This is a genomic window from Neorhizobium tomejilense (genome assembly GCF_964254135.1).
GTDB lineage: Bacteria > Pseudomonadota > Alphaproteobacteria > Rhizobiales > Rhizobiaceae > Neorhizobium > Neorhizobium tomejilense.
On record NZ_CAXUSO020000001.1, the window covers coordinates 985,199 to 1,010,220 of the forward strand.

24 protein-coding genes are annotated in these 25,022 nt (G+C 61.5%); 12 read left to right on the plus strand and 12 right to left on the minus strand.

Annotated elements, in window-relative coordinates; all coding sequences use genetic code 11:
- Window positions 1-140: 140 nt before the first annotated feature.
- Window positions 141-548: a DoxX family protein gene (locus ACSQ3G_RS05160; RefSeq protein WP_436109287.1), complete on the plus strand. Its 408-nt coding sequence runs from the start codon at window positions 141-143 to the stop codon at window positions 546-548.
- Here ACSQ3G_RS05160 and ACSQ3G_RS05165 read toward each other — a convergent pair.
- From ACSQ3G_RS05165 to ACSQ3G_RS05180, 4 genes are all read right to left on the minus strand, one after another.
- Window positions 545-1,396: an aminoglycoside phosphotransferase family protein gene (locus ACSQ3G_RS05165; protein WP_436109288.1), complete on the minus strand. Its 852-nt coding sequence runs from the start codon at window positions 1,394-1,396 to the stop codon at window positions 545-547. The genes ACSQ3G_RS05160 and ACSQ3G_RS05165 overlap by 4 nt on opposite strands.
- Window positions 1,396-2,328: an N-acetyl-gamma-glutamyl-phosphate reductase gene (gene argC, locus ACSQ3G_RS05170; protein ID WP_436109289.1), complete on the minus strand. Its 933-nt coding sequence runs from the start codon at window positions 2,326-2,328 to the stop codon at window positions 1,396-1,398. Before argC ends, ACSQ3G_RS05165 begins: the two co-directional genes overlap by 1 nt.
- A 64-nt stretch (window positions 2,329-2,392) precedes the next feature.
- The gene (speB, locus tag ACSQ3G_RS05175) at window positions 2,393-3,352 is read right to left on the minus strand and encodes an agmatinase (protein WP_436109290.1); all 960 of its coding nucleotides are present in this window, start codon (window positions 3,350-3,352) and stop codon (window positions 2,393-2,395) included.
- A gap of 83 nt (window positions 3,353-3,435) precedes the next feature.
- Window positions 3,436-4,227 carry a phenylalanine 4-monooxygenase gene (locus ACSQ3G_RS05180; protein ID WP_436109291.1) on the minus strand — a complete coding sequence of 264 codons (792 nt, stop codon included), beginning with the start codon at window positions 4,225-4,227 and terminating at the stop codon, window positions 3,436-3,438.
- Window positions 4,228-4,377: 150 nt separating this feature from the next.
- On the opposite strand from ACSQ3G_RS05180, the gene ACSQ3G_RS05185 reads away from it, so the two are divergent.
- Window positions 4,378-4,839, plus strand: a complete 462-nt coding sequence (locus ACSQ3G_RS05185; protein ID WP_038541909.1) for an Lrp/AsnC family transcriptional regulator — start codon at window positions 4,378-4,380, stop codon at window positions 4,837-4,839.
- Window positions 4,840-4,905: 66 nt separating this feature from the next.
- Here ACSQ3G_RS05185 and rpsI read toward each other — a convergent pair whose 3' ends face one another.
- From rpsI to ACSQ3G_RS05200, 3 genes are all read right to left on the minus strand, one after another.
- On the minus strand, window positions 4,906-5,373 hold the full coding sequence (gene rpsI / locus ACSQ3G_RS05190) for a 30S ribosomal protein S9 (protein ID WP_046605537.1): 468 nt from the start codon (window positions 5,371-5,373) through the stop codon (window positions 4,906-4,908).
- 2 nt (window positions 5,374-5,375) lie between these two features.
- Window positions 5,376-5,840 carry a 50S ribosomal protein L13 gene (gene rplM, locus ACSQ3G_RS05195; protein ID WP_037080613.1) on the minus strand — a complete coding sequence of 155 codons (465 nt, stop codon included), beginning with the start codon at window positions 5,838-5,840 and terminating at the stop codon, window positions 5,376-5,378.
- Between the two features lie 801 nt (window positions 5,841-6,641).
- Complete coding sequence (locus ACSQ3G_RS05200) at window positions 6,642-6,992, minus strand: hypothetical protein (protein WP_436109292.1); 351 nt, start codon at window positions 6,990-6,992, stop codon at window positions 6,642-6,644.
- An 87-nt stretch (window positions 6,993-7,079) separates the two neighbouring features.
- Here ACSQ3G_RS05200 and ACSQ3G_RS05205 point away from each other — a divergent pair, with 87 nt between their 5' ends.
- Complete coding sequence (locus ACSQ3G_RS05205; protein ID WP_105427933.1) at window positions 7,080-7,508, plus strand: CoA-binding protein; 429 nt, start codon at window positions 7,080-7,082, stop codon at window positions 7,506-7,508.
- An 18-nt stretch (window positions 7,509-7,526) separates the two neighbouring features.
- Here ACSQ3G_RS05205 and ACSQ3G_RS05210 read toward each other — a convergent pair whose 3' ends face one another.
- Window positions 7,527-7,964 (minus strand): DUF6455 family protein, encoded by a 438-nt coding sequence (locus ACSQ3G_RS05210; RefSeq protein WP_436109293.1) that lies wholly within the window; start codon window positions 7,962-7,964, stop codon window positions 7,527-7,529.
- A gap of 124 nt (window positions 7,965-8,088) precedes the next feature.
- Between ACSQ3G_RS05210 and ACSQ3G_RS05215 the strand changes: the two genes are divergently transcribed.
- Both ACSQ3G_RS05215 and ACSQ3G_RS05220 read left to right on the plus strand, forming a co-directional pair.
- Window positions 8,089-9,372: an O-acetylhomoserine aminocarboxypropyltransferase gene (locus ACSQ3G_RS05215; protein ID WP_436109294.1), complete on the plus strand. Its 1,284-nt coding sequence runs from the start codon at window positions 8,089-8,091 to the stop codon at window positions 9,370-9,372.
- A 96-nt stretch (window positions 9,373-9,468) separates the two neighbouring features.
- The gene (locus ACSQ3G_RS05220; protein WP_436109295.1) at window positions 9,469-9,813 is read left to right on the plus strand and encodes a cupin domain-containing protein; all 345 of its coding nucleotides are present in this window, start codon (window positions 9,469-9,471) and stop codon (window positions 9,811-9,813) included.
- Window positions 9,814-9,816: 3 nt separating this feature from the next.
- On the opposite strand, the gene ACSQ3G_RS05225 is transcribed toward ACSQ3G_RS05220, so the two are convergent.
- Complete coding sequence (locus ACSQ3G_RS05225; protein WP_436109296.1) at window positions 9,817-10,311, minus strand: MarR family winged helix-turn-helix transcriptional regulator; 495 nt, start codon at window positions 10,309-10,311, stop codon at window positions 9,817-9,819.
- A 185-nt stretch (window positions 10,312-10,496) separates the two neighbouring features.
- On the opposite strand from ACSQ3G_RS05225, the gene ACSQ3G_RS05230 reads away from it, so the two are divergent.
- Entirely contained in the window at window positions 10,497-11,306 is an 810-nt protein-coding gene (locus ACSQ3G_RS05230; protein WP_436109297.1) for an SDR family NAD(P)-dependent oxidoreductase, read from the plus strand.
- A 55-nt stretch (window positions 11,307-11,361) separates the two neighbouring features.
- On the opposite strand, the gene ACSQ3G_RS05235 is transcribed toward ACSQ3G_RS05230, so the two are convergent.
- Entirely contained in the window at window positions 11,362-12,630 is a 1,269-nt protein-coding gene (locus ACSQ3G_RS05235) for a cytochrome P450 (RefSeq protein ID WP_436109298.1), read from the minus strand.
- A 113-nt stretch (window positions 12,631-12,743) separates the two neighbouring features.
- On the opposite strand from ACSQ3G_RS05235, the gene ACSQ3G_RS05240 reads away from it, so the two are divergent.
- Window positions 12,744-13,574, plus strand: coding sequence for a hypothetical protein (locus ACSQ3G_RS05240; RefSeq protein ID WP_436109299.1), 831 nt, complete (start codon window positions 12,744-12,746; stop codon window positions 13,572-13,574).
- Here the strand turns inward: ACSQ3G_RS05240 and ggt are convergent, their stop codons facing one another.
- Both ggt and ACSQ3G_RS05250 read right to left on the minus strand, forming a co-directional pair.
- A complete protein-coding gene (gene ggt / locus ACSQ3G_RS05245; protein ID WP_436109300.1) occupies window positions 13,575-15,362 on the minus strand; it encodes a gamma-glutamyltransferase in 1,788 nt (595 codons plus the stop codon).
- A 67-nt stretch (window positions 15,363-15,429) separates the two neighbouring features.
- A complete protein-coding gene (locus ACSQ3G_RS05250) occupies window positions 15,430-16,680 on the minus strand; it encodes a GGDEF domain-containing protein (RefSeq protein ID WP_436109301.1) in 1,251 nt (416 codons plus the stop codon).
- Between the two features lie 374 nt (window positions 16,681-17,054).
- Between ACSQ3G_RS05250 and clpP the strand changes: the two genes are divergently transcribed.
- From clpP to ACSQ3G_RS05275, 5 genes are all read left to right on the plus strand, one after another.
- Entirely contained in the window at window positions 17,055-17,687 is a 633-nt protein-coding gene (clpP, locus tag ACSQ3G_RS05255) for an ATP-dependent Clp endopeptidase proteolytic subunit ClpP (protein ID WP_007753416.1), read from the plus strand.
- Between the two features lie 285 nt (window positions 17,688-17,972).
- Window positions 17,973-19,250: an ATP-dependent Clp protease ATP-binding subunit ClpX gene (gene clpX, locus ACSQ3G_RS05260; RefSeq protein ID WP_046635404.1), complete on the plus strand. Its 1,278-nt coding sequence runs from the start codon at window positions 17,973-17,975 to the stop codon at window positions 19,248-19,250.
- A 406-nt stretch (window positions 19,251-19,656) separates the two neighbouring features.
- Complete coding sequence (gene lon / locus ACSQ3G_RS05265) at window positions 19,657-22,074, plus strand: endopeptidase La (protein ID WP_105401002.1); 2,418 nt, start codon at window positions 19,657-19,659, stop codon at window positions 22,072-22,074.
- A 200-nt stretch (window positions 22,075-22,274) separates the two neighbouring features.
- Complete coding sequence (gene hupB, locus ACSQ3G_RS05270) at window positions 22,275-22,550, plus strand: DNA-binding protein HupB (RefSeq protein ID WP_007753405.1); 276 nt, start codon at window positions 22,275-22,277, stop codon at window positions 22,548-22,550.
- Between the two features lie 179 nt (window positions 22,551-22,729).
- Window positions 22,730-24,919, plus strand: coding sequence for an esterase-like activity of phytase family protein (locus tag ACSQ3G_RS05275; protein WP_436109302.1), 2,190 nt, complete (start codon window positions 22,730-22,732; stop codon window positions 24,917-24,919).
- Window positions 24,920-25,022: the final 103 nt, after the last annotated feature.

A 25,022-nucleotide genomic window follows, 5' to 3' on the forward strand; every position in this document is an offset into this window, starting at 1 on the left:
AATATCCGCGAGAGGCGGGCGGATTGAATTCCGTCCGCCTTTTTACTGCGAAAAATCTGCAGTCCGATGTCGGCCACAGTGTCCGTCGCCCGTCCTTGGGACATAGTTCAAAGGGCTTCGGCCAAGGAGAGGGTAGGGTTATGGCAAATACAATCGCAATTCTCGTCGCAAGGCTGATCTTCGGCAGCGTGTTCGTCATGGCGACGACGTTCAAGTTTCTAGATATGCAGGCAACCGCCGGGTTCATTTCGGGCGCCGGGTTTGCGTTCCCGCTGTTCCTCGCCTGGATCGCGGCGATCTTCGAGGTGGGGCTGGCCCTCGCATTCCTGACCGGCGCCTTCTTCTCCGAAGCGGCGCTGCTTGCCGGCGCCTACGTCATCTTCCTGGCCTTCGCTTTCCATGGCCCCAGCCATTGGCAAGCCAATCAGGCGGAGTTCGGCTTCTTCGTCGATCACTTCACCTTCCTGGCCGGGCTGCTCTTCGCAGCCGTGCATGGCCCCGGCGAGAAGCTCGCCGTCCATCTGGGTTTGAGGCAGGCGCTCGCTTAAGCCTGTTGCAGCACACTGCGGACCGCGGCGGCGACTGCAAGCTCGTCGTCGCGGTCTTTCGCATTGCCGTCTTCTTCATGCCAGGCTGCCGAGAGACAGCCATAGGCGAAGGCGTATTGCAGGATAGTGCGAACGTCGCGACCAAGGGTTTCGGCGAAGACGGCGGCCATGGAGGCAATGCGGTCTTCACCGCGGGTGAGGTCGAAGCGGTCGAGCGGATTGGAAAACATGTTGGCGACGTCCAGCGCCGGATCGCCGATCAATCCGGTCGGATCGATGATCAGCCAGCCGCGCGGGCCGAGCATGATGTTTTCGTGGTGCAGGTCGCCATGCAGCGGCTTGATGTCCCGCTGATCGGCGATCAGCCTTTCCGCCAATTCCGCCGCCTCGATGAACGGGTTGGCAACACCGTCGCGGCGGTCTGCCTCGGCCTTCTCGAACAGGCTTTTGAAATAGCGGGAAAGCGGCATCAGGCTTGCCGGCGGCGCGATGTCGGACGGCCGATGATACTCCGCGAGGACCTCGGCGGCGATCCGGGTTGCGTGCCCGTCCCCATGGGTTTCCATATAGTCCCGCAGCGTCACCGTGCCTGCGTGTTCCATCAGCAGGAGATCGTCCGAACGCGCGATCAGCCGAACGCAGCCGACGCCATCCCGCCAGGCCATGAAATCGGCCCCGCGAAGACTGTCTTCCAATGCCTTCGGTTTCAGGATCTTGACGATATCGATCTCGCCGCCGGCGCGCGTCACTTCAAGGACTGTGCCGACGACGGTATCGGCTATCTGTCTGGCGGTTTCGATCCGCCATTCGCCAGGAAAGGAAAAAGGGAAGGGAATGCCTTCGGTCATCAGGCCGAAAGCATCAGGTCCATGTTCTGGACGGCCGCACCCGAGGCACCCTTGCCGAGGTTGTCGAGCAAGGCCACCAGGTTGACATAGGCGCCGCCCGGCGTGCCGAACACGAAGAGCTTCATCGTGTCGGTATCGACCAGCTCTTCCGCATCGACGCGGGCAAGTGCCTTGCTCTCTTCGAGCGGCACGACGGTGACGATATCCTGGCCGGCATAATGCTCGACCAGCACCTTGTGGATGCTCTCCATCGTCGCGCCGTCCTTGAGGTCTTCGAGGAAGAGCGGCACCTGCACGATCATGCCCTGCGCGAAGCGGCCGACCGACGGCGAGAAGATCGGCGCACGGTCGAGTTGGCCGTGGATCTTCATCTCCGGCACGTGCTTGTGCTTGAGGTTCAGACCGTAGAGAAAGTTGTTGGCCGAGATGGCGTCTTCCCTGGCCTGGTCTTCCATCTGCGCGATCATCTGCTTGCCGCCGCCGGTATAACCGGAGACCGCGTTGACCGTGACCGGATAACCGTCAGGCAGGATGCCGGCGGCGCGCAACGGCCGGATGAGGGCAATCGCGCCGGTCGGGTAGCAGCCCGGATTGGCGACATGCCGGGCGGCCTTGATCTTGTCTGCCTGCGCCTTGTCCATCTCCGCAAAGCCATAGGCCCAGGAGGGGTCGACGCGGAAGGCGGTCGAGGTGTCGATCACCCGCACCTTGTTGTTGCCGGCAAGCATGGTCACGGCTTCCCGCGAGGCATCGTCCGGCAGGCAGAGGATGGCGACGTCGGCGCTGTTCAGGAGATCCTCGCGCATGGCGGCGTTGCGCCGCTCCGCTTCCGGGATCGACAGCAATTCGACGTCGCGGCGGCCGGCCATGCGGGTGCGGATCTGCAGTCCCGTGGTACCGTGTTCGCCATCGATGAAGATTTTCGCTGTCATGGTCTTATCCTGTTAGATCAGTGCCTTGGATTGGATGCCGGATTCAGTTTACCAGCAAGTTGATTCAGAAATTTAACGCGCCCGCGCGGCGTTCCGCGCGAAGACCGAGCATATACATCGCAACCGTCGCCCCCGCAATGGCGGTGATATCCGCATGGTCATACGCCGGTGCCACCTCGACGACATCGGAGCCGCGGATGTCGAGGCCCCCAAGCTGGCGCAGCACCGAGAGTATCTTGGCGCTCGAAGGCCCGCCGGCGACCGGCGTGCCGGTGCCCGGCGCAAAAGCCGGATCGAGGCAGTCGATGTCGAAGGTGAGGTAGGTCGGTGTTTCCCCGACGTGATTGACGATAACCCTCGCGATCTCGGCTGCCGTCATCTCCTCAACCTCATGGCCGTAGAGGAGGCGGATCCCGAAATCTTCCGGCGCATGGGTGCGGATGCCGACCTGGATCGATCGGGCAGGGTCGATGAGGCCGGCCCGCACCGCCCGCGCCACGAAGGAGCCGTGGTCGATGCGTCCCTCGTCGTCGAGCCACGTGTCCTGATGCGCGTCGAACTGCACCAGCGCCATCGGTCCGTGTTTGGCGGCATGCGCCTTGAGCAGCGGCCAGGTGACATAATGGTCGCCGCCGAGCGTCAGCAAAAACGCGCCGCTGTCGAGGATGACATTCGCCTGGGTCTCGATCGCAGCCGGGGTCTTCTGGTGGTTGCCGTAGTCGAGCAGGCAGTCGCCATAATCGACGACGGCCATCTCGGCGAAGAGATCGCGCTGGAACGGATATTGCGGATCGTTGTCGAAGATCGCCGATGCCCGCCGGATCGCCTGCGGCCCGAACCGGGCGCCCGGCCGGTTGGAGGTCGCGGCATCGAAGGGGATGCCCCAGACAACCGTATCGACACCCGCCAGATCCTTGGTGAAACGGCGGCGCATGAACGACAGTGCGCCGGCAAACGTCGGGTCCGACGCGGCCGAGGTCAGGCTTTTTGCAGTGAAGGCATGGTCGATCGACTTTTCTGCCATGGCGTCCCTCCATCGTTAAGGTGGCGGGACGTTGGACAATAAGGGCCGACAAGGCAAGCCTGAACGAAACAAATGCCTCCCGTTCAGGAAGCCTTGGCTTCGAACACCGGCGGAAAGTCTCCCAGCGCCTTGGCCTCGCTGATGCGCGCGCCGATATCCTCCTCGATGATCGATTCCAGCTGCGCAAAGCTGTCGATGACATAGTAGATCGGCTGGACGATATCGATGCGGTAGGGGGTCCTGAGCACCGTTATCAGATCGAAGGGCCGGAATTCGGCCTCGCGGCCTTCCATGGCGGCCCGCGTCTCGTTGGGAGAGGAGACGATGCCGGCGCCGAAGCAGCGGCGCCCTTGCGGCGTGTCGATCAGGCCGAACTCGACGGTAAACCAGAAGATCCGGAATAGATGCCAGGAATATTCCCGGCCAAGCCCGACGGCTTTTTCGCCGAATCGGCGAACGAAATTGGCATAACTCTGGTTGGTGAGGAGCGGGCAGTGGCCGAAGACCTCATGGAAGATATCCGGTTCCTCGATATAGTCGATGTGCTCGCGGCGGCGGATGAAGGTCGCCAGCGGAAACTTACCCTGCGACAGCAACTCGTAGAAACGCGATGGCGGAATGAGGGCGGGCACACCCTCGACGCCGAAGCCGGTGGTCTCGTTGAGGCGCCGGTCGACATCGCGAAGCTGCGGAACCTTGTCCGCCTTCAATCCGAGTGCCTGGACGCCATCCAGATATTCCCGGCAGGCCTTGTCGGCCAGGAGCCTCATCTGGCGTTCGTAGAGTTCGCTCCAGATCCCGTCTTCTTCGCGTGTGTAGTGATAGATCCCGTCTGCATCCGGCAGGTTTGCCGTGTAGGTGCTTTGTTTGGTCATGAGCGCCTCCCCGTTGCGTGATGGAATGGCCGGGTGCTCCAGCCACCGGCCGTCAGATCACCATTATATCTCCCAAAGCGCGGGTAATCATTTCAGCTTTGCCGAATTGGGCGTAAATAATGGGAGGATATTTCGGGAGGAGAGGCCATCATGAAAGAAAACCTGCAGGCGGCCCGCAAGCTTCTGCAACTCGTGCAGACGGGCGATGGTTCGTCGCTTGCCGAACTGGCGGAAAAGGCCGGCATGTCGCAAAGCACCGCCTGGCGCAAGATCCAGGAACTGGAGGCCGAGGGCGTCATCCGAAAGCGGGTAGCACTTCTCGATCCGGCAAAACTCGACCTCAAGCTCTGCATCGTCGCCCATGTGACGCTGGAGGACCATCACGAGGAGGCAATTGAAGCCTTTGCCACCGTCGTGCGCGACCGGCCGGAGATCATGGAGTGTTATGCGCTGTCGGGAACGTTCGACTACATGCTGAAGATCCGGGCGCGCGATGTCGAAGCCTACGAGGCCTTCATGACCCGCCACCTGATGCGCAATCCGCATGTGCGCAACGTGGTCTCCAGCTTTGTCCTGCGCGAACTGAAATCGACCACCGAGCTGCCGATATGAGAAAGCCCATAAAACGAAAAGGCGGAGCCGAAGCCCCGCCTTTTGCAAGTCTGAAACCAGAAGCGATTAACGCTTGGAGAACTGGAAGGAGCGGCGGGCCTTTGCCTTGCCGTACTTCTTACGCTCGACCACGCGGCTGTCGCGGGTCAGGAAGCCACCCTTCTTGAGCACGCCGCGAAGGCCCGGCTCGAAGTAGGTGAGTGCCTTGGAAACGCCGTGACGAACGGCGCCGGCCTGGCCGGAGAGACCGCCACCGGCGACGGTCGCGACGATGTCGAACTGGCCGGTGCGGGCTGCGGCGATAACCGGCTGCTGCAGGATCATCTGCAGGACGGGACGGGCGAAGTAGGTCGAGAAGTCACGGCCGTTGACCGTGATCTTGCCGGTGCCAGCCTTGACCCAGACGCGGGCGACGGCGTTCTTGCGCTTGCCGGTCGCATAGGAGCGGCCGAGGCTATCGACCTTGCGGACATAGACCGGAGCGGCAGCTTCGGCAGCCGGCGCGAGGTCCTTCAGGGAGGAAAGATCGGCCATTATCAGGCGCTCCTTACGTTCTTGCTGTTCAGCGATGCCACGTCGAGGGCGACCGGCTGCTGTGCTTCATGGGGATGGTTGGAACCGGCGTAGACGCGCAGGTTCTTCATCTGGCGACGGCCGAGCGGACCACGGGGAACCATGCGCTCGACAGCCTTCTCGATGACGCGCTCCGGAAAGCGGCCTTCGATGATCTGGCGCGCGGTGCGCTCCTTGATGCCACCCGGGTAACCGGTGTGCCAGTAATAGGTCTTGTCGGAATACTTCTTGCCGGTGAGGACGCACTTTTCCGCATTGATGATGATGACGTTGTCGCCATCATCGACGTGCGGAGTGAAGGTGGCCTTGTGCTTGCCGCGGAGCCGGTTGGCGACGATGGTGGCGAGGCGACCGACAACGAGGCCTTCGGCATCGATGATCACCCACTTCTTCACCACCTCTGCAGGCTTCTGAACGAAGGTTGACATGTTTTTAACTCTTTCTTCTAGGACCCGTGACATCCGAAACCTTCGAATGCAGGGCGTTTCTTGTTGCTTGGATTGCCATGGCCGAGGCCGGCAAAAAGAAAGCGGGCCGAGACGGTCCGCGTTCTGGGGCGGCTTATACCCAGGGAGGCCAAAAGCGTCAAGGTGACGGTTTTCGCGGATCGAAAAATAGATACAGCAAAATCAAAGGGTTATCTATGTGGTTCCATGATACCACAATTTTCCGAGCAAAATACGAAGCCATCAGCGCCAAATCGTTGGCTCGGCCCCGCTGTGGCTGCCAAACCAGCCGTTCGGCCGCTATCCGCTTGGCTCTCATGATGGGAAAGAAAACCCATCTTATATGCGTGAGCCGGAATTCCGCCGCGCGGCAAACCGGGCTTGGGAACGGCTGTCGGAAGCGTGAAAAACCTGTTGGGATGGCAGGGTGAGTTGCGCCGCCCATCGCGCTTGTTGCTCGTTCGAGCTAAATCCAGAGTTGTGAAGATGGAGGGACGGAGGGTGGTGCTCCAATTGGCGAAATCCATACTTTTTTGAAGCTTTCAGGTGGATTCTAGCGCGGCGATAGCTGTCACCTGCTCACATTTCAATGGGATGCACGACGGAAAAGAAAACCTGACAAATGTTCAGAGAACCAAGTTTGCCCCGGCAAAATCTAGTAGCAATTTCTAATTCAACCATAAGATGGTGCTAATATGTGCGAGTACAAAGGAGGAATGTAGTCCGAACGTTCAGGGAACCTCGGCGTTCGGGCATTCTCGATTTTTTCACTCAAGAAGCTGCCTAGAATCTCAGGCAGCCGGCCTGGAGAGGAAAACAATCTTCTGGATCGGGTCTTCTTTTACAGGCACGAACGGGACAGCTCGGCGTGTCGGCCGTCGGCACCGTCGCCCGGTCGGCGAACTCATGGCCGTCGCAGTAGCCGCTGTCGATGACATAGCGGTCGTAGAGCGTCATCCGCGCCTTGTTGCGGGACGGGTAACGCAGGATCACCGCGCCCTCCCGGCCGATCGCCCGCTGTACGGCAGCGCAGGACATGCCGGTTGAATTGTAACGCGATATCGCGGCGGCCGGCTCAGCCGAGAGGAGGGTGCCGCTGGCAATGATCGCAAGGCAGCCGAGAAATTTTTTCATGATCCTCATCCCTTTTGACGAGACGCGGACTTACATAGCGCAGAAGCACTGCGCCGCCAGAGGCGCACTATTGCAGGAGCCGCCGTCATGAACCATGACCATTACGACAATGCCTATATCGCCGATATCCTGAAGAGCACAAGGACGATTGCGCTTCTCGGCGCATCCCCTAATCCCGACAGGCCGAGCAACCGGGTCATGGGGTTTCTGCTTTCCAAGGGCTATACGGTGTTTCCCGTCAATCCCGGCCAGGCCGGCAAGCAGATCCTCGGCCAGACGGTCTACAGGACGCTTTCGGACGTGCCGCAGCCGGTCGATATGGTCGACGTTTTCCGTGCCGCCGAATATCTGGACGGCGTGGTCGACGAGGCGATCGGACTCGAAACCAGGCCGAAGGTGATCTGGGGCCAGCTGAGCGTGCGCGACGACAAGGCCGCCGAAAAGGCGGAAGCGGCCGGCATCAAGATCGTCATGGATCGCTGCCCGGCGATCGAATATCCCCGCCTCGTTGCCTGAGACGACCGTCTAAGCGAGCTACTTGGCGAGCAGTTCCGGCCGGTTGCGCATGTCGTCGAGCAGCTCGGCATTGCCGCAATAGCTTGCGAAGTCGGCGGCGGCGCTGCCGTCGGTGAGTTCGCGCCGACAGCGGGTCTTCTCGCCGCAGTGGACGCAGGTGATGTGCATGTCGCGGAATTCGGCCGGCTCCTCCAGCCTGGCTTCTTCCGGATCGATGTTGAGCAGCTTCATCAGCGCCAACATTTCGTCGGCCGCATGCGGGCCTTTGGCGATCAGTTCACGCAGTTCCTGCTCCGACAAGGCGTTGTCCTGCGCCAGCAGCTTCACGGTTTCGTCGTCCAGGCTGGCGAGAAGCTTGGCTTCGTTGATCGCCGCCCACGTGACGGAACACCAGCGCTTCAGCCTGCCGGTGAGATTTTCCCGGGTGGGGTCAGGGGTGGGAATTGTGTTGTCCATTGCAAACTCCTCTCTATTTCCCCGGAGGATAGGTTCCGGAGAACGATATACCTTGATCGTGATCAACCGCCGGGGCCTGTTGGAGCGCTAACAACCAGGCGCCAATTCAAGGGGAGGGACTAACATGCCGACACTCAATCCGGGGTTTTCGACGCTGGCCGTGCATGCGGGCGCCCAGCCCGATCCGACGACCGGTGCGCGGGCGACGCCGATCTACCAGACCACGTCTTTCGTCTTCAACGATGCGGATCACGCCGCCGCCCTGTTCGGCCTGCAGCAGTTCGGCAATATCTACACCCGCATCATGAACCCGACCCAGGCGGTGCTGGAGGAACGGGTGGCGGCACTTGAGGGCGGCACCGCGGCGCTTGCGGTCGCCTCCGGCCATGCGGCGCAGATGCTGACTTTCCATACGATCATGCAGCCCGGCGACAATTTCATCGCGGCGCGAAAACTCTACGGCGGCTCCATCAATCAGTTCGGCAATGCGTTCAAGAGTTTCGACTGGCAGGTGCGCTGGGCCGATACCGACGATCCGGCAAGCTTCGAGGCCGGCATCGACGAGCGCACTCGCGCGATCTTCATCGAGAGCCTTGCCAATCCCGCCGGCACGTTCGTGGATATCGCGGCGATCGCCGAGGTGGCGCATCGGCGGGGCATTCCGCTGATCGTCGACAACACCATGGCGACCCCCTACCTTGTCCGGCCGCTCGAGCACGGCGCCGATATCGTCATCCACTCGCTGACCAAGTTCATGGGTGGCCACGGCAATTCCATGGGCGGCGTGATCGTTGACGGAGGCACCTTCAACTGGTCGAAATCGGGCAATTATCCGATGCTCTCGGAACCGCGCAGCGAATATGGCGGCATCGTCCTGTACCAGGCTTTCGGCAATATCGGCTTTGCCATCGCCTGCCGCGTGCTGGGCCTGCGCGATATGGGACCGGCGATCTCGCCCTTCAACGCGTTCATGATCCTGACCGGCATCGAGACGCTTCCGCTCAGGATGCAGAAACACTGCGACAACGCCGCTGCCGTCGCCAAATGGCTGAAGGCGCATCCGAAGGTCGCCTGGGTCAGCTATTCCGGCCTGGAGGACGACCCCAACCATGCCCTGCAGAGGCGGTATTCGCCGAAGGGCGCCGGCTCGGTCTTTACCTTCGGCGTTACCGGCGGCTACGAGGCGGGCAAGACGCTGGTGGAAGGCCTGCAGCTGTTCTCCCACCTAGCCAATATCGGCGACACCCGTTCGCTGGTCATCCATCCGGCCTCGACGACGCACCGGCAGCTGAGCGAAGAACAGCAGATCGCCGCCGGCGCCGGGCCGGACGTGGTGCGCCTGTCGATCGGCATCGAGGATGCCGCCGACATCATCGCCGACCTCGACCAGGCTTTGTCGAAGATCTGATGACCGGCGCCCGCAACGGCCCCGATCGGACGTCTGCGGGCGATCGTCGCGATCGCGTCAAACAGCTCGAAAACATGCACCCGAGAGGACCAAATAGTGAGCGCCTGGATAAAATATGACCTCTCGTCCATCGAACCCGAAGAGGGCGCGCCGGCACCGGACCGGCTGGTCTCCGGCACCCCGACTTTCCGCACCTGGAATTTCGAGGAAGCGGAGGGCGGGCTTTATGCCGGCATATGGGAAGCGACGCCCGGCAAGTGGCGGATTGTTTATGACGAGTGGGAATATTTCCACATCCTCTCTGGCCACTCGATCGTCACAGAGGAGGGCGGCGAGGCGGTCCGGTTGAAGCCGGGCGACAGCATGATCCTCAGACCCGGGTTCAAGGGAACCTGGGAAGTGGTTGAAACGACTCGCAAGGATTACGTGATCAGGGTTTGAGGATCAGGCTTCTTCACCCCGCTTGAAGGCCTTGGCAAATTCGCCCGACGAGATGAACGCCAGCACCCGCCGCAATTCCTCTGATTTTTCCTTGCCGAATGCCTTGTCGAAACGGTCCTGAGCGATCTGCCAGCGGGCGGTGAGGTCGCGCTGTGTGGCTGCGCCCGTCTCCGTCAGGCGGACGCGCTTGGCGCGGCGGTCTTGGGCATCGGGCACCAGTTCCACCAGCCCGTCGCGGATCAGCGGCTTCAGCGTATGGCCGAGCGCCGAGAGGTCCATGACCATCGCCTCCGCGAGGTTTTTCAACGTCGGCTGGTTGGATCCGGCGATCTGGGACATCAGGGAGAACTGCGTTCCCCTGAGGCCTGTATCGCCCATCGCATCCTCATAGAGCTGGCCGAGATGCCGCGAGGCGCGGCGCACTGCGGTATTGCTGCAATGAAGCCAGACGCCGTCTTCGTTCTGCCTTTGCTTGTCCTGTTTGTCTTTGTCCGTCATGTCTCGTTCCGATCTTGTCGCGGGACAATGCCCGCTTTTGGCTGGCCCTTCCACTCCGATGAAAAATTTGCGGCCGCCCCTTGCAGCTTCAAATCGTGCTTTTCATATATAGTGGCATATGCCAGCAAATTCCAGGTACCGGAAACGCCGGCCAGAATTCCAGCCAAAACCAAAGGAGATGGACCATGACCAACAATTCAAAACTCGGAACCGCACTCGTGACCGGCGCATCGTCGGGCATCGGAGCGACTTATGCGGAAAAGCTCGCCAAGCGCGGCTATGATCTCGTCCTCGTCGCCCGCGACGCGGATCGGCTGAGGGCGCTTGCCGGCCGGTTGACGAGCGAACATGGAATCAGGGCCGACGTGCTGCGCGCCGACCTCAGCCAGCGTGCCGATGTGCTCGCCGTCGACAAGCGCCTGCGCGAGGACGGCTCGATCACGCTCTTCGTCAACAATGCCGGCATCGGCCCGAAGGGTCCACTGCTGAAAGCCGATCCGGATTACCTCGACCAGATGGTCGATCTCAACGTCACCGCCGCCAACCGTCTCGCAATCGCAGCCGCGCAGGCTTTCGTTGCCCGGGGTCAGGGCGCCATCGTCAACATCGCCTCCGCCGTGGCGCTCGCCGCGGAATTCTTCAGCGGCACCTATGCCGCCAGCAAGGCCTTCGTTCTGGCCCTGACGGAAGCCCTCGCTGCAGAGCTGAAGGACACCGGCGTGAAGATCCAGGCGGTCCTGCCCGGTTATACCCGCACCGAAATCTTCGATCGTGTCGGCGGCTCGATGGACAATCTGGACCAGAACTCGGTCATGGAAGTCGGCGACCTTGTCGATGCGGCGCTTGTGGGTCTCGACCGCGGCGAACTGGTCACCATGCCGTCGCTTGCCGATACGCAGCTTTATGAGGCCTACACGACCGCCCGCGGCGGGCTGCGTCCCTATCTGTCGCTCAACAAGCCGGCAACCCGTTACGGCGTTGCCGCCGGCGCCTGATTGCGACGTGCAGCTGCGGCATAGTCCGCAGTTGCACACCGATTTCGGGAACTATTCAGAGAGCCTGGCTTGCCTGTTCCCAAGCCAGGTCCAGTCGCTCCAATCCATGGAAATGGTAGACGTCCTTCACCACCGGCGGCGTGGCGATCCGCATGCCGGGCAGCCGCCGGAAGAGGATCGGCAGCACGGTGTTGAGTTCCAGCCTTGCAAGCGGTGCGCCGATGCAGAAATGGATGCCGGCGCCGAAGGAGAGGTTGGCGGCTTCCTGCCGGTCGGGCCTGAAGGCCAGCGGATTGGAGAATTTCTTGGGGTCGAGATTGGCGGCGGCGAGGATGAGGCTCACCTTGTCGCCGCGTTTGAATTCGAGCCCGTCGATCTCGACGTCCTCGAGCGCCCAGCGCTGGAAGATGTGCACGGGCGCGCAGATGCGCAGCGTTTCCTCGACCGTTCGCTCGGTCGCCGCCTCGTCGCGGAAAAGGTCTGCCGGGGACAGGCCGCTCTCCAGGATCACCCGCACCGAATTGCCGATCTGATGCACGGTCGCCTCGTGGCCGGCGTTGAGCAGCACGATGGTGGTCGAGACCAGTTCGTCGTCGGTGAGATACTGGCCCTTGTGCTCCGTGTGGATCATGTGGGTGAGAAGGTCTTCGCGCGGCTCCCGGCGGCGCTCGGCGATCAGGCCTTTGACATAGTCGGAAAATTCTCTTGCTGCCCGGTCGGCGGCATGTTCGTCCTCCTCGGTCCGCTTGAACATGTACATGCCGACATAGGCATGTGACCATTTGAGAAGCTTCGGCCCCATCTCGTCCGGAATGCCGATCATCCGGGCGATCATCGTTACCGGAATGATGTCGGCGAAGGCGGAAAGCAGCTCCGTCTCACCTTGGCCTTCGAATCCGTCGATCAGTCTTTCGGCAAGTTCTGCGATCTCCGGCCGGAGCCTCTCGATATGCCGCGACACGAAGGCGCGGTTGACGAGCGTGCGAAGCCGCGTGTGGTCAGGCGGCTCGAGTTCCAGCAGCGAATACCGCTCGGCGAGATCGAAATTTTCGAGATGAGCCAACGGCTCGGGCAGGCCAAGCTCCTCACGGCTGGCGATATGCAGGATCTGCCGGCCGAACCGCCGGTCACGCAACAGCCCGTTCACATGGTCGTAGCCGGTGAAGAACCATTGCCGCTGCTCTTCCCAATAGAAGGTTGGACAATGTTCGTGGAGCAGGGCGTAGACGCGGTTCGGGTCGCTATAGAAAGCCGGGTTGCGGCCGTCGAGCGAGACGCGGCGGGTGTCGGGATCGATGCGGAGAAAATCGGGCAGAATGGTCATGTCTGAAGACCTAGCGGATTTCGCAAGCGCGGAAAAGATTGAGTGATTGACGCAATTCAGGATTGCGATCATGTTTGGATGCAAGGGCCGCTGTCGAGCGGGGAGGGAAGCCTGTGTGCCTGTTATCGCGCGAATACAAGGTCATGCTGCATGCGAAGGAGTTCGCCGGTGACGAGACTGCCCGCGGTAGGGCGGTGGCGCGCTTCTGGGAGCGTCTGCGTGCGGAACTGCAGGGCGTCGACATCGATACGCACGGCAGGCTTGATGTGCTAAAGGACAGCAAGCAGCGTGACCTCTTCTTTCTGGATACCGAGAAACGAGATCTCTACCTCCGTTCCGACATGGTTTTCCGCATGCGCCGCAAACTGGGTTCCAGCAAGGACTGGAAGGCGACGCTGAAGTTCCGGCATGGCGACCGCCTGCTTGCCGAAGCGCAGGATTTCGAACTGCGGAAGAAGGGCGACGAAGAGCCCAAGTTCGAAGAGGAGGTGAAGGCGATGCCGCCTGCCGACACCCCCCGTTTCTGGGCGCTGTTCAGCCGTTCAGTGGAAGCGGAATTCAATCCGAAGCACATGCCCCTAACCGTCGGCGAGTGCCTTGCGCCTTACACGGATGTTCGCAAGGCTTCGCTGCCAGACCCCGAGACCCCGGTGCAGACCGTCGCCGGCCTGCGTGTCGTCGAACATGTCTACGAGGAAGGGTGGATCAGGCTTTCGAATGAGATCGAGGCGGAATGCGCCATGATCCTCTGGTGGAGGGAGGAAAAGCTTCGTACGCCGATCGCCGCCGAATTCAGCATCCGCTTTCCTCTCGAAAAAGGCGGAGCGGATATCAAGGTGGTGCGCAAGGCCTGGACGGTGATGAAGACGCTTCTCAAGTCACCGCTGGTCGATCCGAAAGGGCCGACCAAGACGGCCCTGGCCTATGGCGACGCCGAAGTCTGATCATTCTCCAACAGCCACGCCCTCGCGGCGTGGGTCCGCGCTGCCCACGAGACCGCTGGCGGTGATCTCGATCGCATGCAGTCCGGAATTCATCTCGCCCGGCTTCACCTCGTAACCCAGCGCCTTCAATGGTTCGGCAAGCTTTTCCGCCTCGGTGCCGGCCTCGATCTCGTAAGTCCCGAACCGATTGATGAAATGCGGTTGGGCGACGATCTGCTCCACCGGCATGCCCCAGTCGATATAGGCGATCAAGGCCTGCGCCACATAGCCGATGATCTGGCTGCCGCCAGGTGAGCCAATCGCGAGCAGCGGCTTGCCGTCCTTCATCACGATCGTCGGCGCCATCGAGGAACGCGGCCGCTTGCCCGGCTCGACGCGGTTGGCGACGGGCAGGCTGCCGTCATGGGTCTTGAAGGAGAAGTCGGTGAGCTCGTTGTTGAGCAGGAAGCCGTTTGTCATCAGCCTTGAGCCGAAACCGCTTTCGATCGTCGTGGTCATCGAGACGACGTTGCCCTCTCTGTCGACGATGACGAAATGGCTGGTGGAGGGCATCTCGATCGCCGCGTCGCGGCCAAACAGCAGTGCATGGTCCCATTCCGGCTCGCCGGCCTTCACCTGATCGGCGCCAAGCGCTTTGGTGCCGTCGAGCAGGCCGGCGCGTTTGCCGAGATAGTCCTTCTTCAACAGGCCCTTGACCGGCAAGGGCTGGAAATCCGGGTCGGCGAGGTAGCGTTCGCGGTCGGCAAAGGCGAGGCGCTGCGCGTCGCCGATGATCCGCCAGCTCTCGGCGTTCCGGGGGCCGAGGGCCTTGACGTCGAAATTCTCGATCACCCCGAGCATCTGGCCGACCGCGACGGCGCCGGAGGAGGGCGGTCCCATGCCGCAGATGTCGAGCGCGCGATAGGCGGCGCAGACCGGCTCGCGTTCCTTGACTCGGTAATTGGCGAGATCGGCGAGCGACAGGACGCCGGGATTGCCTGGCGCTTCGCGCACCGTCTTGACGATCGCCTCGGCGATCGGCCCTTTGTAGAAGGCATCCGCGCCGCCGGTCGCAATCGCTTTCAGCGTCTCGGCATAGGCTGGGTTCTTGAGCACCGTGCCGGCCGTCAGCGGCGCGCCAGACGCGTCGTAGAAGTACCCCCTCGGACCATCGTGTTTCTTCAGCCGGTCACCGTCGGCGGCGATCAGCGAAGCCAGGCGGGGCGAGACCTGGAAACCGTCGGCGGCAAGCTTCTCAGCCCGTTCGAACAGGCTCGCCCAGTCGGCCTTGCCGTAGCGCTTGTGGACTTCGGAGAGGAGGCGCACGGTGCCTGGCGTGCCGACCGATCGGCCGCCGATAACCGCGTCCATGAATTTCAGCGGCTGGCCCTGAGCATCGAGGAAAAGTTTTGGCGTTGCCTCCATCGGCGCAGTCTCGCGGCCATCGAACGTGACGAGCTTGCTGGTGGCCGCATCGTAATAGACGAGGAACGAGCCGCCGCCGAGGCCGGAGCTCTGCGGCTCGACGAGGCCGAGCACGGTCTGGACCGCAATCAGGGCGTCGATCGCATTGCCGCCCCTGGCGATAACGTCGCGCCCGGCTTCGGCCGCCAGCGGATTGGCGGCGGCGACCATGAAGTTTTTCGTCTCGACGCGCTTGGCGGACGTGAACCCCGTTGCCCGCTCCGGCGCAACGGTATCGGATGCCTGCTGGGCCAACGCCGTACCGGCCGAAAACACCGAAACGGAAAGCACTGATGAAAGAAAAATGCCAGCGAAAAGTCTGATCCCCGAAAATCCTGCCCGCATGACCCACTCTCCGCGTTTTATCCCTGCGGACGAATGTGGGTTTCAGGATGAAGAGGACAAGGGGATGTCAGCGCTTGCCAAGCGACGCCATGCGTTTGAGAGCTGCGACCTGGTGGCTGGCGCGTACGTCGGTTGGCGCCTCGTCCTCACCCTGCCGGTCGACGGCCGGGACGACCGAGGCGTCGGTGCCGGTATCGATCGCGGTACGATCGCGGCCGCTGTCCTTTGCGGTATAGAGCGCCCGGTCCGCGGCGCTGAGCAAAAGATCGAGGTCAGCGCTTTCGGCTGCCGCGATCGCGATGCCGGCGCTGACGGTGACCGTGATGTTGTGCTCGCCAGTGACGATGGTCTGGCGCTTGAGCGTCAGGCGGATCGCCTCGGCGATGCTCGCGGCCTCGATCATGTCGCCGACGCGCAGGATGGAGGCGAATTCCTCGCCGCCCATGCGGCCGAAGAAGCCGCGGCCGCGCATCGAGGTCTGGCCGACCTGCGAAAAGGCGACCAGCACCGAATCGCCCGCCTGGTGGCCGCAGCGGTCGTTGATCTGCTTGAAGTTGTCGAGGTCGAAATGCAGGAAAGCGATCAGCAGCTTTTCATCGTTCTCGATTTTTCTCAGGGCATGGAACTGGTCGATCAGGCCGCGTCGGTTGAGAACCCCGGTCAAAGGGTCGGTGACGGCAAGCGTCTTGAGTTTCTCCTCGGAGCGCTCAGTCAGCAGTTTGGCGCCGGTCATGACGATGGCGATGAGGCAGACTGCCGCCGGGAAGAGCAACCAGGCGGAGTGCGGCGACGCGCCGATGGTTTTCGCCTCGCCGACGACCACCAGAACTGCGACGACGCCGTTTGCGCAGAGTTGTACGGCGATGAAGGCCGCAAGCACCCGTCGCGTTATCTTCGACGCGCCCTGGTTCCTGAGGAGGATGGCGATCATGATCGCATGGCCAACCATGGTCGCGACGTTATGGAGAGCCACCCGGTTGGCGAAGTTCTCGCGCACCGGATAGAGGAACATGCCCGCCACCCAGAGAAGTGCCGGGATGGCGACGTAGGCTTCCACGGGCTTTCGGTCGAACTGCAGGAGGCCAGCGATCCACAGGCCGACACCGGCGAGCACCAGCGTGTTGGCGATCTGGATGGAGACGAAATCGGGAATGTCGCCGCGCAACGCGACCAGGATGACGCCGATCCCGTGCAGCGCAAACCCGCCGCCCCAGCTCAGGTAGAAGCGGTCCCGCTCGTAATACCAGCGTGAGCACAGGAGGACGGCAAGCGTCAGCGCCTCCGCCGCCCAGATCATCAGGCCCGTTAAAATATCCACCCGAAACTCCCATACTCGATGTCGAGCGCGGCCAGAATGCCATGCAGTCTTTAAGACGACGTTGCACGGATCACGGAAAATCCGGGGCTCGGACCGGCGGTGGAGGGATTTTCGAGACAATGTTCACGCCTGCTTTACCCTGATTGGGCAAAAACCTGTGCTTGTCAGCGAAACCACACATCTGTCGGCTGTGGCCGGGCACGAATCGTAATAGCGGTCAGCCTCGCGCATCCCCGGGCAGTTAAGGATATCGGATGCTCCGTCTTGAAGTACCGGGCGTTGACACTCTATGTAGGGATGACCCATTCCATTTGATTCCGGAGCGCCTTTCTGCCTTCGGCCAGGGATCAAGAGAAGCTTGACAAAGGACGGACATGAGAAATCCAGTTGATACCGCAATGGCCTTGGTGCCAATGGTCGTCGAGCAGACCAATCGCGGTGAGCGCTCATACGACATCTATTCGCGTCTTCTCAAAGAGCGCATCATCTTCCTGACGGGCCCCGTCGAAGACTATATGGCGTCGCTGATCTGCGCCCAGCTTCTCTTCCTCGAGGCGGAAAACCCGAAGAAGGAAATCGCCCTCTACATCAATTCGCCCGGCGGCGTCGTCACCGCCGGCATGGCGATCTACGACACGATGCAGTTCATCAAACCGGCGGTTTCGACGCTCTGCATCGGCCAGGCCGCCTCCATGGGCTCGCTGCTCCTGTGCGCCGGCGAGAAGGGCATGCGCTTCGCAACCCCGAACTCGCGCATCATGGTGCACCAGCCCTCCGGCGGCTTCCAGGGCCAGGCGTCCGATATCGAGCGCCATGCCCGTGACATATTGAAGATGAAAAGACGTCTTAACGAGGTCTACGTGAAGCATACGGGCCGCACGTTGGAGGAAGTCGAAAAGACCCTCGACCGCGACCATTTCATGACGGCCGACGAAGCCCAGGATTGGGGCGTCATCGACAAGATCCTGACATCGCGTCAGGAAATGGAAGGTGGCTCCGGAGACTGAGTCTGATGGCGCGACCCGTGCACCTCACCCCGAAGTGAGCAAAAAGGGGTTTCAAGTCGCACGGAAAGCGCTATTAGTACTTATTAATGCTGTGTTGAACTTTTATGACATAGCATTCGTTTCTTAGGGGTTTCGTTGCCGCTGATCCCGCATGATGTGCGCAGGATCGGTAGAGTACCCTTAAGGCAAGGCAGGCGCGCAAGGCCCGTCGGGCGCGCGCCGGCAAGCGGTAGAGTGGACCGCGCCCGTTTTGACGTGAGTGCGGAGTGCTGGAAGGAAAGTGATATGAGCAAAGTCAGCGGCAGCAACGGCGGCGACTCCAAGAATACCCTATATTGCTCTTTCTGCGGAAAGAGCCAGCACGAAGTCCGGAAGCTGATCGCCGGACCGACCGTATTCATCTGCGATGAATGCGTCGAGCTGTGCATGGACATCATCCGCGAAGAGAACAAGACCTCGATGGTCAAGTCCCGCGACGGCGTGCCCACGCCTCAGGACATCATCAAGGTCCTCGACGAATACGTCATCGGCCAGAAGCAGGCCAAGCGCATCCTGTCGGTGGCGGTGCATAACCATTACAAGCGCCTGGCGCACGCCTCCAAGGGCGGCGACGTCGAGCTTGCGAAGTCGAACATCATGCTGGTCGGCCCGACCGGCTGCGGCAAGACCTATCTTGCCCAGACGCTCGCCCGCATCATCGACGTTCCCTTCACGATGGCCGATGCCACGACGCTGACCGAAGCCGGCTATGTCGGCGAGGACGTTGAAAACATCATCCTGAAGCTTCTGCAGTCTGCGGATTACAATGTCGAACGCGCCCAGCGCGGCATCGTCTATATTGACGAAGTCGACAAGATCTCCCGCAAGTCCGACAACCCGTCCATCACCCGCGACGTGTCGGGCGAGGGCGTGCAGCAGGCACTTCTGAAGATCATGGAAGGCACGGTTGCCTCGGTCCCGCCGCAGGGCGGCCGCAAGCATCCGCAGCAGGAATTCCTGCAGGTCGACACGACGAACATCCTGTTCATCTGCGGCGGCGCCTTTGCAGGCCTCGACAAGATCATCTCGGCCCGCGGCGAAAAGACCTCGATCGGCTTCGGCGCCTCCGTGAAGTCTGCGGAAGACCGTCGCGTCGGCGAAGTGCTGCGCGAACTGGAGCCGGAAGATCTGGTGAAGTTCGGCCTCATCCCGGAATTCATCGGCCGTCTGCCGGTTCTGGCGACCCTCGAAGACCTCGACGAGGACGCGCTGATCCAGATCCTGTCCGAGCCGAAGAATGCGCTGATCAAGCAGTACCAGCGCCTGTTCGAGATGGAAGACGTCGATCTGACCTTCCACGAGGATGCGCTGCGCGAGATCGCCAAGCGGGCGATCACCCGCAAGACCGGCGCCCGCGGCCTGCGCTCGATCATGGAGAAGATCCTTCTCGACACCATGTTCGAGCTGCCGACGCTCGAAGGCGTGCGCGAAGTGGTCATCTCCGACGACGTCGTGCGTGGAAACGCCCGGCCGCTCTACATCTATGCCGACCGGCAGGATGAAAAGGCGAACGTTTCGGCCTGATCCGCCCGTTCCGAACCGCACAATGCAAGAGGCCCTGTCGGGGCCTCTTTTTTATGTTGGTGGATAGCCTTGCTTATTTTGATTTTTCCACCATTTTTGCCTCGCGAAGAATTGCACCATATTCGTCTTGCATTAGAGACGGTGCGGGAAGATCATCGATGTTCGGGCTGCTTCGCCTGCATGTGATCGCAGGTTGGCAGTTCCGGTGAGTCGCGTCCCGTGTCCTTAGGCGTTCCGCGTGGCGTAATGTGCGCACGCTTTGTAATACCCCTGTCACAATCCCAGCGGCGGCGGCCTTGCAAGGCTTGAAATCAAATTTCGAAAACTCCACTTTGGGCGAGAGTGAAGTGCCCGGGTGATTTGCCCGGGACGTATCCCGGAAACGGGACGATGGAAAGGAAATGAAATGACGAATTCAACGTCTGCGACTGGTAGCGAAACCTATCCGGTGCTGCCGCTGCGCGACATTGTGGTCTTTCCGCATATGATCGTGCCTTTGTTCGTCGGACGGGAGAAGTCTATTCGCGCGCTCGAAGAGGTGATGGGTTCCGACAAGCAGATCATGCTGGTCACCCAGATCAACGCCGGCGACGACGATCCCGAACCCTCGGCAATCTACAAGGTCGGCACCGTCGCCAACGTGCTGCAGCTCCTGAAGCTGCCCGACGGCACCGTCAAGGTTCTGGTCGAAGGCCGCTCGCGCGCCAAGATCGACGGCTATACCGACCGTGAAGAATTCTACGAGGCGACGGCGAGCGTTCTTGCCGAACCCGACGAGGATGCGGTCGAGGTCGAAGCCCTGTCGCGCTCCGTGGTTTCCGAGTTCGAAAACTACGTGAAGCTCAACAAGAAGATCTCGCCGGAAGTGGTGGGCGCCGCAAGCCAGATCGAGGACTATTCGAAGCTGGCCGATACGGTCGCTTCGCATCTGTCGATCAAGATCACCGAAAAGCAGGAAATGCTGGAAACGGTTTCCGTCAAGCTGCGCCTCGAAAAGGCGCTCGGCTTCATGGAAGGCGAGATCTCAGTCCTTCAGGTGGAAAAGCGTATCCGCTCGCGTGTAAAACGCCAGATGGAGAAGACCCAGCGCGAGTACTACCTCAACGAACAGATGAAGGCGATCCAGAAGGAGCTCGGCGACGGCGAGGAAGGCCGCGACGAGATGGCCGAACTGGAAGAGCGCATCGCCAAGACCAAGCTATCCAAGGAAGCCAAGGAAAAGGCCGATGCCGAGCTGAAGAAGCTCAAGCAGATGAGTCCGATGTCGGCGGAAGCCACCGTCGTGCGCAACTATCTCGACTGGCTGCTCGGTATTCCGTGGGCCAAGAAGTCGAAGGTCAAGGCCGACCTCAACAATGCCGAGAAGATCCTCGAAGCGGATCACTTCGGCCTCGACAAGGTCAAGGAGCGCATCGTCGAATATCTCGCCGTGCAGGCCCGTGCGACCAAGCTCAAGGGTCCGATCCTGTGCCTCGTCGGCCCTCCGGGCGTCGGCAAGACCTCGCTCGCCCAGTCGATCGCCAAGGCGACCGGCCGCGAATACGTGCGCATGGCTCTCGGCGGCGTCCGTGACGAAGCTGAAATCCGCGGCCACCGCCGCACCTATATCGGCTCGATGCCCGGCAAGGTCATCCAGTCGATGAAGAAGGCCAAGAAGTCCAACCCGCTCTTCCTGCTCGACGAGATTGACAAGATGGGCATGGATTTCCGCGGCGACCCGTCTTCGGCCCTGCTCGAAGTGCTGGATCCGGCGCAGAACTCGACCTTCATGGACCATTACCTGGAAGTCGAATACGACCTGTCCGACGTGATGTTCATCACCACGGCGAACACGCTGAACATCCCGGCTCCGCTGATGGACCGAATGGAAATCATCCGCATCGCCGGTTACACCGAGGATGAGAAGCGCGAAATCGCCAAGCGTCACCTTCTGCCGAAGGCGATCAAGGAACATGCCCTGCAGCCGAACGAATTCTCGGTCACCGACGATGCCCTGATGGCGATCAGCCAGCAGTACACGCGGGAAGCCGGCGTTCGTAGCTACGAGCGCGAGCTGATGAAGCTCGCCCGCAAGGCGGTCACCGAGATCATCAAGGGCAAGACCAAGTCGGTTGCGATCACCGCGGCCAACATTTCCGACTACCTCGGCGTTCCGCGCTTCCGCCATGGCGAAGCCGAGGGCGAGGATCAGGTCGGCGTGGTCACGGGTCTCGCATGGACGGAAGTCGGCGGCGAGCTGCTGACGATCGAAGGCGTGATGATGCCGGGCAAGGGCCGCATGACGGTCACCGGCAACCTCAAGGAAGTCATGAAGGAATCCATCTCGGCGGCGGCATCCTATGTCCGCAGCAGGGCCGTGGATTTCGGCATCGAACCGCCGCGTTTCGACAAGTCGGACATCCACGTCCACGTACCGGAAGGTGCCACTCCGAAGGACGGCCCGTCCGCCGGTGTCGGCATGGCAACCGCGATCGTCTCGATCATGACCGGCATTCCCGTTCGCAAGGACGTCGCGATGACCGGCGAGATCACCCTTCGCGGCCGCGTGCTGCCGATCGGCGGCCTCAAGGAAAAGCTGCTTGCCGCCCTTCGCGGCAACATCAAGACCGTTCTGATCCCGGAAGAAAATGCCAAGGATCTGGCCGAGATTCCGGACAACGTGAAGAACAACATGGAGATCATTCCGGTTTCCCGCATGGGTGAGGTGATCCGTCACGCGCTCGTCCGTCAGCCGGAAGCGATCGAATGGGATGGTACGGTGGAAACGCCGCTGATCACCACGGTCGAAGGCGTGGACGACGCAGGCGTTGCCGTCGCACACTGATCGATAGCCTTTTGGTTATGCCAAATTGGCACCAGCAATGAAAAAAGCCGGCAAAACGCCGGCTTTTTTTGTGAAAAATAACGCGGACCCCTTGTTTTTCAGGCGATTGCGGAGCTTTTGGGTTGCCACGGGCGGGCGCCTGACTATTGTCTGCCCCGATTACATGAGTCGTTCCAAAACCGTTTGAAAGGGGTGGAAACATGAATAAGAATGAGTTGGTATCCGCAGTGGCCGAGAAGGCCGGCCTCTCTAAGGCTGATGCCGCATCCGCTGTAGACGCCGTTTTTGAGACCGTACAGGCTGAACTGAAGAAGGGCGGCGATATCCGTCTTGCCGGTTTCGGCAGCTTCTCCGTTTCCCGTCGCGAAGCGTCCAAGGGTCGTAATCCTTCGACCGGCGCCGAAGTCGACATCCCGGCACGTAACGTGCCGAAGTTCTCGGCCGGCAAGGGCCTGAAGGACGCAGTCAACAGCTAACGCGCTGCCTTTAAGGCATCCTGTTACAGTCTCGCATTTGAAAAGGCCCGGGTTTTCCCGGGCCTTTTTTACGAATTGCTAATCTCCACCGGCCAGGACGCCGGATGCGAAAACTGTCATCTGCCTGTCACGACCGTGGCTCACAAGCCACCTGTGTTTCATGGACAGGAGGGCTTCCCATGACGTTTTCACTTCGTGCCGCGTTGACTGCAGCACTTCTTGCTTCGGTCGCCGTGCCGGCGAGCGCCGAGCAGGTTTTCAACCGCATCGCATCTTTCCCGGTCGCCGCCAATCTTCCCGCCGACAAGGACAAGCTGAGCGTCAGCTCGGCCGAAATCGTCACCGCCAGCGAAGACGGCATGACGCTCATCTATACCGATAGCCCGCTCGGCGCGATCGGCTTCGTCGACATCACCGATCCGAAGGCCCCGAAGGCGCTCGGCGCGCTCACCTTCAAGGGCGAGCCGACCTCGGTTGCCTCGGTCGGCAAGAAGGTTCTCGCCGCCGTCAACACCGGCGAAAGCAAGCAGAAGCCGACCGGCATCCTCGCCGTCGTCGACATTGCGACGAAGAAGGTCGACCTGACCTGCGATCTCGGCGGCCAGCCGGACTCGATCACTGTCTCCAAGGACAAGACCTTTGCCGCGATCGCCATCGAGAACGAGCGCGACGAGGACGTCAACGATGGCGCCCTCCCGCAGATGCCGGCCGGCGACCTGGTGATCGTCTCCCTGAAGGACGGCACCGCCGACTGCGCTTCAATCAAACACGTGACGCTGACCGGCCTTGCCGGTGTCGCGCCGGAAGACCCGGAGCCGGAATTCGTCGCCATCAACGACAATGGCGAAATTGCCCTGACAATGCAGGAAAACAACGAGATCGTCATCATCGACGGCAAGACCGGCCAGGTCACCGGCCACTTCTCCGCCGGCAAGGCCGATCTCGAAGGCATCGACAACAAGACCGACGGCCAGCTGTCCTTCACCGGCAAGGCTTCAGCGCTGCGCGAGCCCGACGCCGTCAAGTGGCTCGACAACAACCGCCTCGTGGTCGCCAACGAAGGTGACTGGAAGGGCGGCTCGCGCGGCTTCACCATCTTCGACCGCACCGGCAAGGTTCTCTACGAATCAGGCGCCTCGCTGGAGCGCGCCGTCGCCCGTCTCGGCCATTTCCCGGAAAAGCGCGCGCGCTCGAAGGGCATCGAGGTCGAAGGCATGGAAGCCGCGACCTTCAACGGCCAGAAGTATCTCTTCCTGCTCGCCGAACGCGCCTCTGTCGTCGCCGTCTACAAGGACACCGGCGCCGAGCCGCAGCTCATGCAGATCCTGCCCTCGGGCGTCTCGCCGGAAGGCGCCGTCGCCATTCCGGGCCGCAACCTGTTTGCGACCGCCAATGAAGTCGATCTCGGCAAGGACGGCGGCGCCCGTTCGCATGTGATGATCTACGCCCTGGAAGAAGGCGTGGCCAGCTATCCGAAGCTCGTCTCCAAGGACGTCGACGGCAACGTGCTCGGCTGGGGCGCGCTCTCGGGCCTGGTCGGCGACGCCCAGAAGGACGGCATCCTCTATGCCGTCAGCGACTCGGTCTACACCATGCAGCCGTCGATCTTCACCATCGACACCACCAGGAAGCCCGCCGAAATCACCGGCGTCCTGCGCATCACCCGCGGCGGCCAGCCGGCCCAGAAACTCGACATCGAGGGCATTGCGCTCGACGGCAAGGGCGGTTTCTGGCTGGCGTCGGAAGGCGACTCCGCCAAGCTGACCGGCCATGGCCTCTACAACGTCGACGCCAAGGGCGAGATCAAGGCCGAGATCGGCCTTCCCGCAGACCTGCTCGCTGGCGAGACCCGCTTCGGTTTCGAAGGCGTGACGACGGTCGGGTCAGGCGACGATATGGTCCTGTGGATGGCGATGCAGCGCGAGTGGAAGGATGACCCGAAGGGCACCGTCAAGCTCGTCTCCTACAAGCCGAAGTCCAAGGAATGGGGCGCCGTGCGCTACCCGCTCGACAAGGCCGGGGCAGGCTGGGTCGGCCTTTCGGAAATCACCGCCCATGGCGACTATGTCTACATCATCGAGCGCGACAACCAGATCGGCGATGCCGCCAAGCTGAAGAAACTCTACCGGGTGGCGATCGCTGACCTGAAACCGGCCAAGATCGGCGCCGAACTGCCGGCGGTGAAAAAGGAAGAAGCCCACGATTTCATCCCGGATCTGAAGGCTTCGAACGGCTACGTGGTCGACAAGCTGGAAGGCTTCACCTTCGACAAGTCCGGCAAGGCCTTCGCCGTCACCGACAACGACGGCGTCGACGACAGCTCCGGCGAGACGCTGTTCTTCCCGGTCGACCTCAAGGGCACTCACTGAGCCTTCAAGGCTGAAACGGAAAAGGCCGGGTTTTGCCCGGCCTTTTTGTGTTTCTGGGGATCGTGGTCGGTAGGTCTCAGTGTTTGATCTGCCATTTTTTGAG

Bases quoted from the DNA above. Each gene is read 5' to 3' on its own strand.
- speB (WP_436109290.1), bottom strand. From the start codon at position 3,352: ATGGCAGAAAAGTCGATCGACCATGCCTTCACTGCAAAAAGCCTGACC.
- rpsI (WP_046605537.1), bottom strand. From the start codon at position 5,373: ATGGCCGATCTTTCCTCCCTGAAGGACCTCGCGCCGGCTGCCGAAGCT.
- ACSQ3G_RS05210 (WP_436109293.1), bottom strand. From the start codon at position 7,964: ATGGACAACACAATTCCCACCCCTGACCCCACCCGGGAAAATCTCACC.
- ACSQ3G_RS05200 (WP_436109292.1), bottom strand. From the start codon at position 6,992: ATGAAAAAATTTCTCGGCTGCCTTGCGATCATTGCCAGCGGCACCCTC.
- ggt (WP_436109300.1), bottom strand. From the start codon at position 15,362: ATGCGGGCAGGATTTTCGGGGATCAGACTTTTCGCTGGCATTTTTCTT.
- ACSQ3G_RS05160 (WP_436109287.1), top strand. From the start codon at position 141: ATGGCAAATACAATCGCAATTCTCGTCGCAAGGCTGATCTTCGGCAGC.
- ACSQ3G_RS05205 (WP_105427933.1), top strand. From the start codon at position 7,080: ATGAACCATGACCATTACGACAATGCCTATATCGCCGATATCCTGAAG.
- ACSQ3G_RS05230 (WP_436109297.1), top strand. From the start codon at position 10,497: ATGACCAACAATTCAAAACTCGGAACCGCACTCGTGACCGGCGCATCG.
- rplM (WP_037080613.1), bottom strand. From the start codon at position 5,840: ATGTCAACCTTCGTTCAGAAGCCTGCAGAGGTGGTGAAGAAGTGGGTG.
- ACSQ3G_RS05235 (WP_436109298.1), bottom strand. From the start codon at position 12,630: ATGACCATTCTGCCCGATTTTCTCCGCATCGATCCCGACACCCGCCGC.
- hupB (WP_007753405.1), top strand. From the start codon at position 22,275: ATGAATAAGAATGAGTTGGTATCCGCAGTGGCCGAGAAGGCCGGCCTC.
- ACSQ3G_RS05215 (WP_436109294.1), top strand. From the start codon at position 8,089: ATGCCGACACTCAATCCGGGGTTTTCGACGCTGGCCGTGCATGCGGGC.
- ACSQ3G_RS05165 (WP_436109288.1), bottom strand. From the start codon at position 1,396: ATGACCGAAGGCATTCCCTTCCCTTTTTCCTTTCCTGGCGAATGGCGG.
- clpX (WP_046635404.1), top strand. From the start codon at position 17,973: ATGAGCAAAGTCAGCGGCAGCAACGGCGGCGACTCCAAGAATACCCTA.
- ACSQ3G_RS05180 (WP_436109291.1), bottom strand. From the start codon at position 4,227: ATGACCAAACAAAGCACCTACACGGCAAACCTGCCGGATGCAGACGGG.
- clpP (WP_007753416.1), top strand. From the start codon at position 17,055: ATGAGAAATCCAGTTGATACCGCAATGGCCTTGGTGCCAATGGTCGTC.
- argC (WP_436109289.1), bottom strand. From the start codon at position 2,328: ATGACAGCGAAAATCTTCATCGATGGCGAACACGGTACCACGGGACTG.
- lon (WP_105401002.1), top strand. From the start codon at position 19,657: ATGACGAATTCAACGTCTGCGACTGGTAGCGAAACCTATCCGGTGCTG.
- ACSQ3G_RS05185 (WP_038541909.1), top strand. From the start codon at position 4,378: ATGAAAGAAAACCTGCAGGCGGCCCGCAAGCTTCTGCAACTCGTGCAG.
- ACSQ3G_RS05275 (WP_436109302.1), top strand. From the start codon at position 22,730: ATGACGTTTTCACTTCGTGCCGCGTTGACTGCAGCACTTCTTGCTTCG.
- ACSQ3G_RS05225 (WP_436109296.1), bottom strand. From the start codon at position 10,311: ATGACGGACAAAGACAAACAGGACAAGCAAAGGCAGAACGAAGACGGC.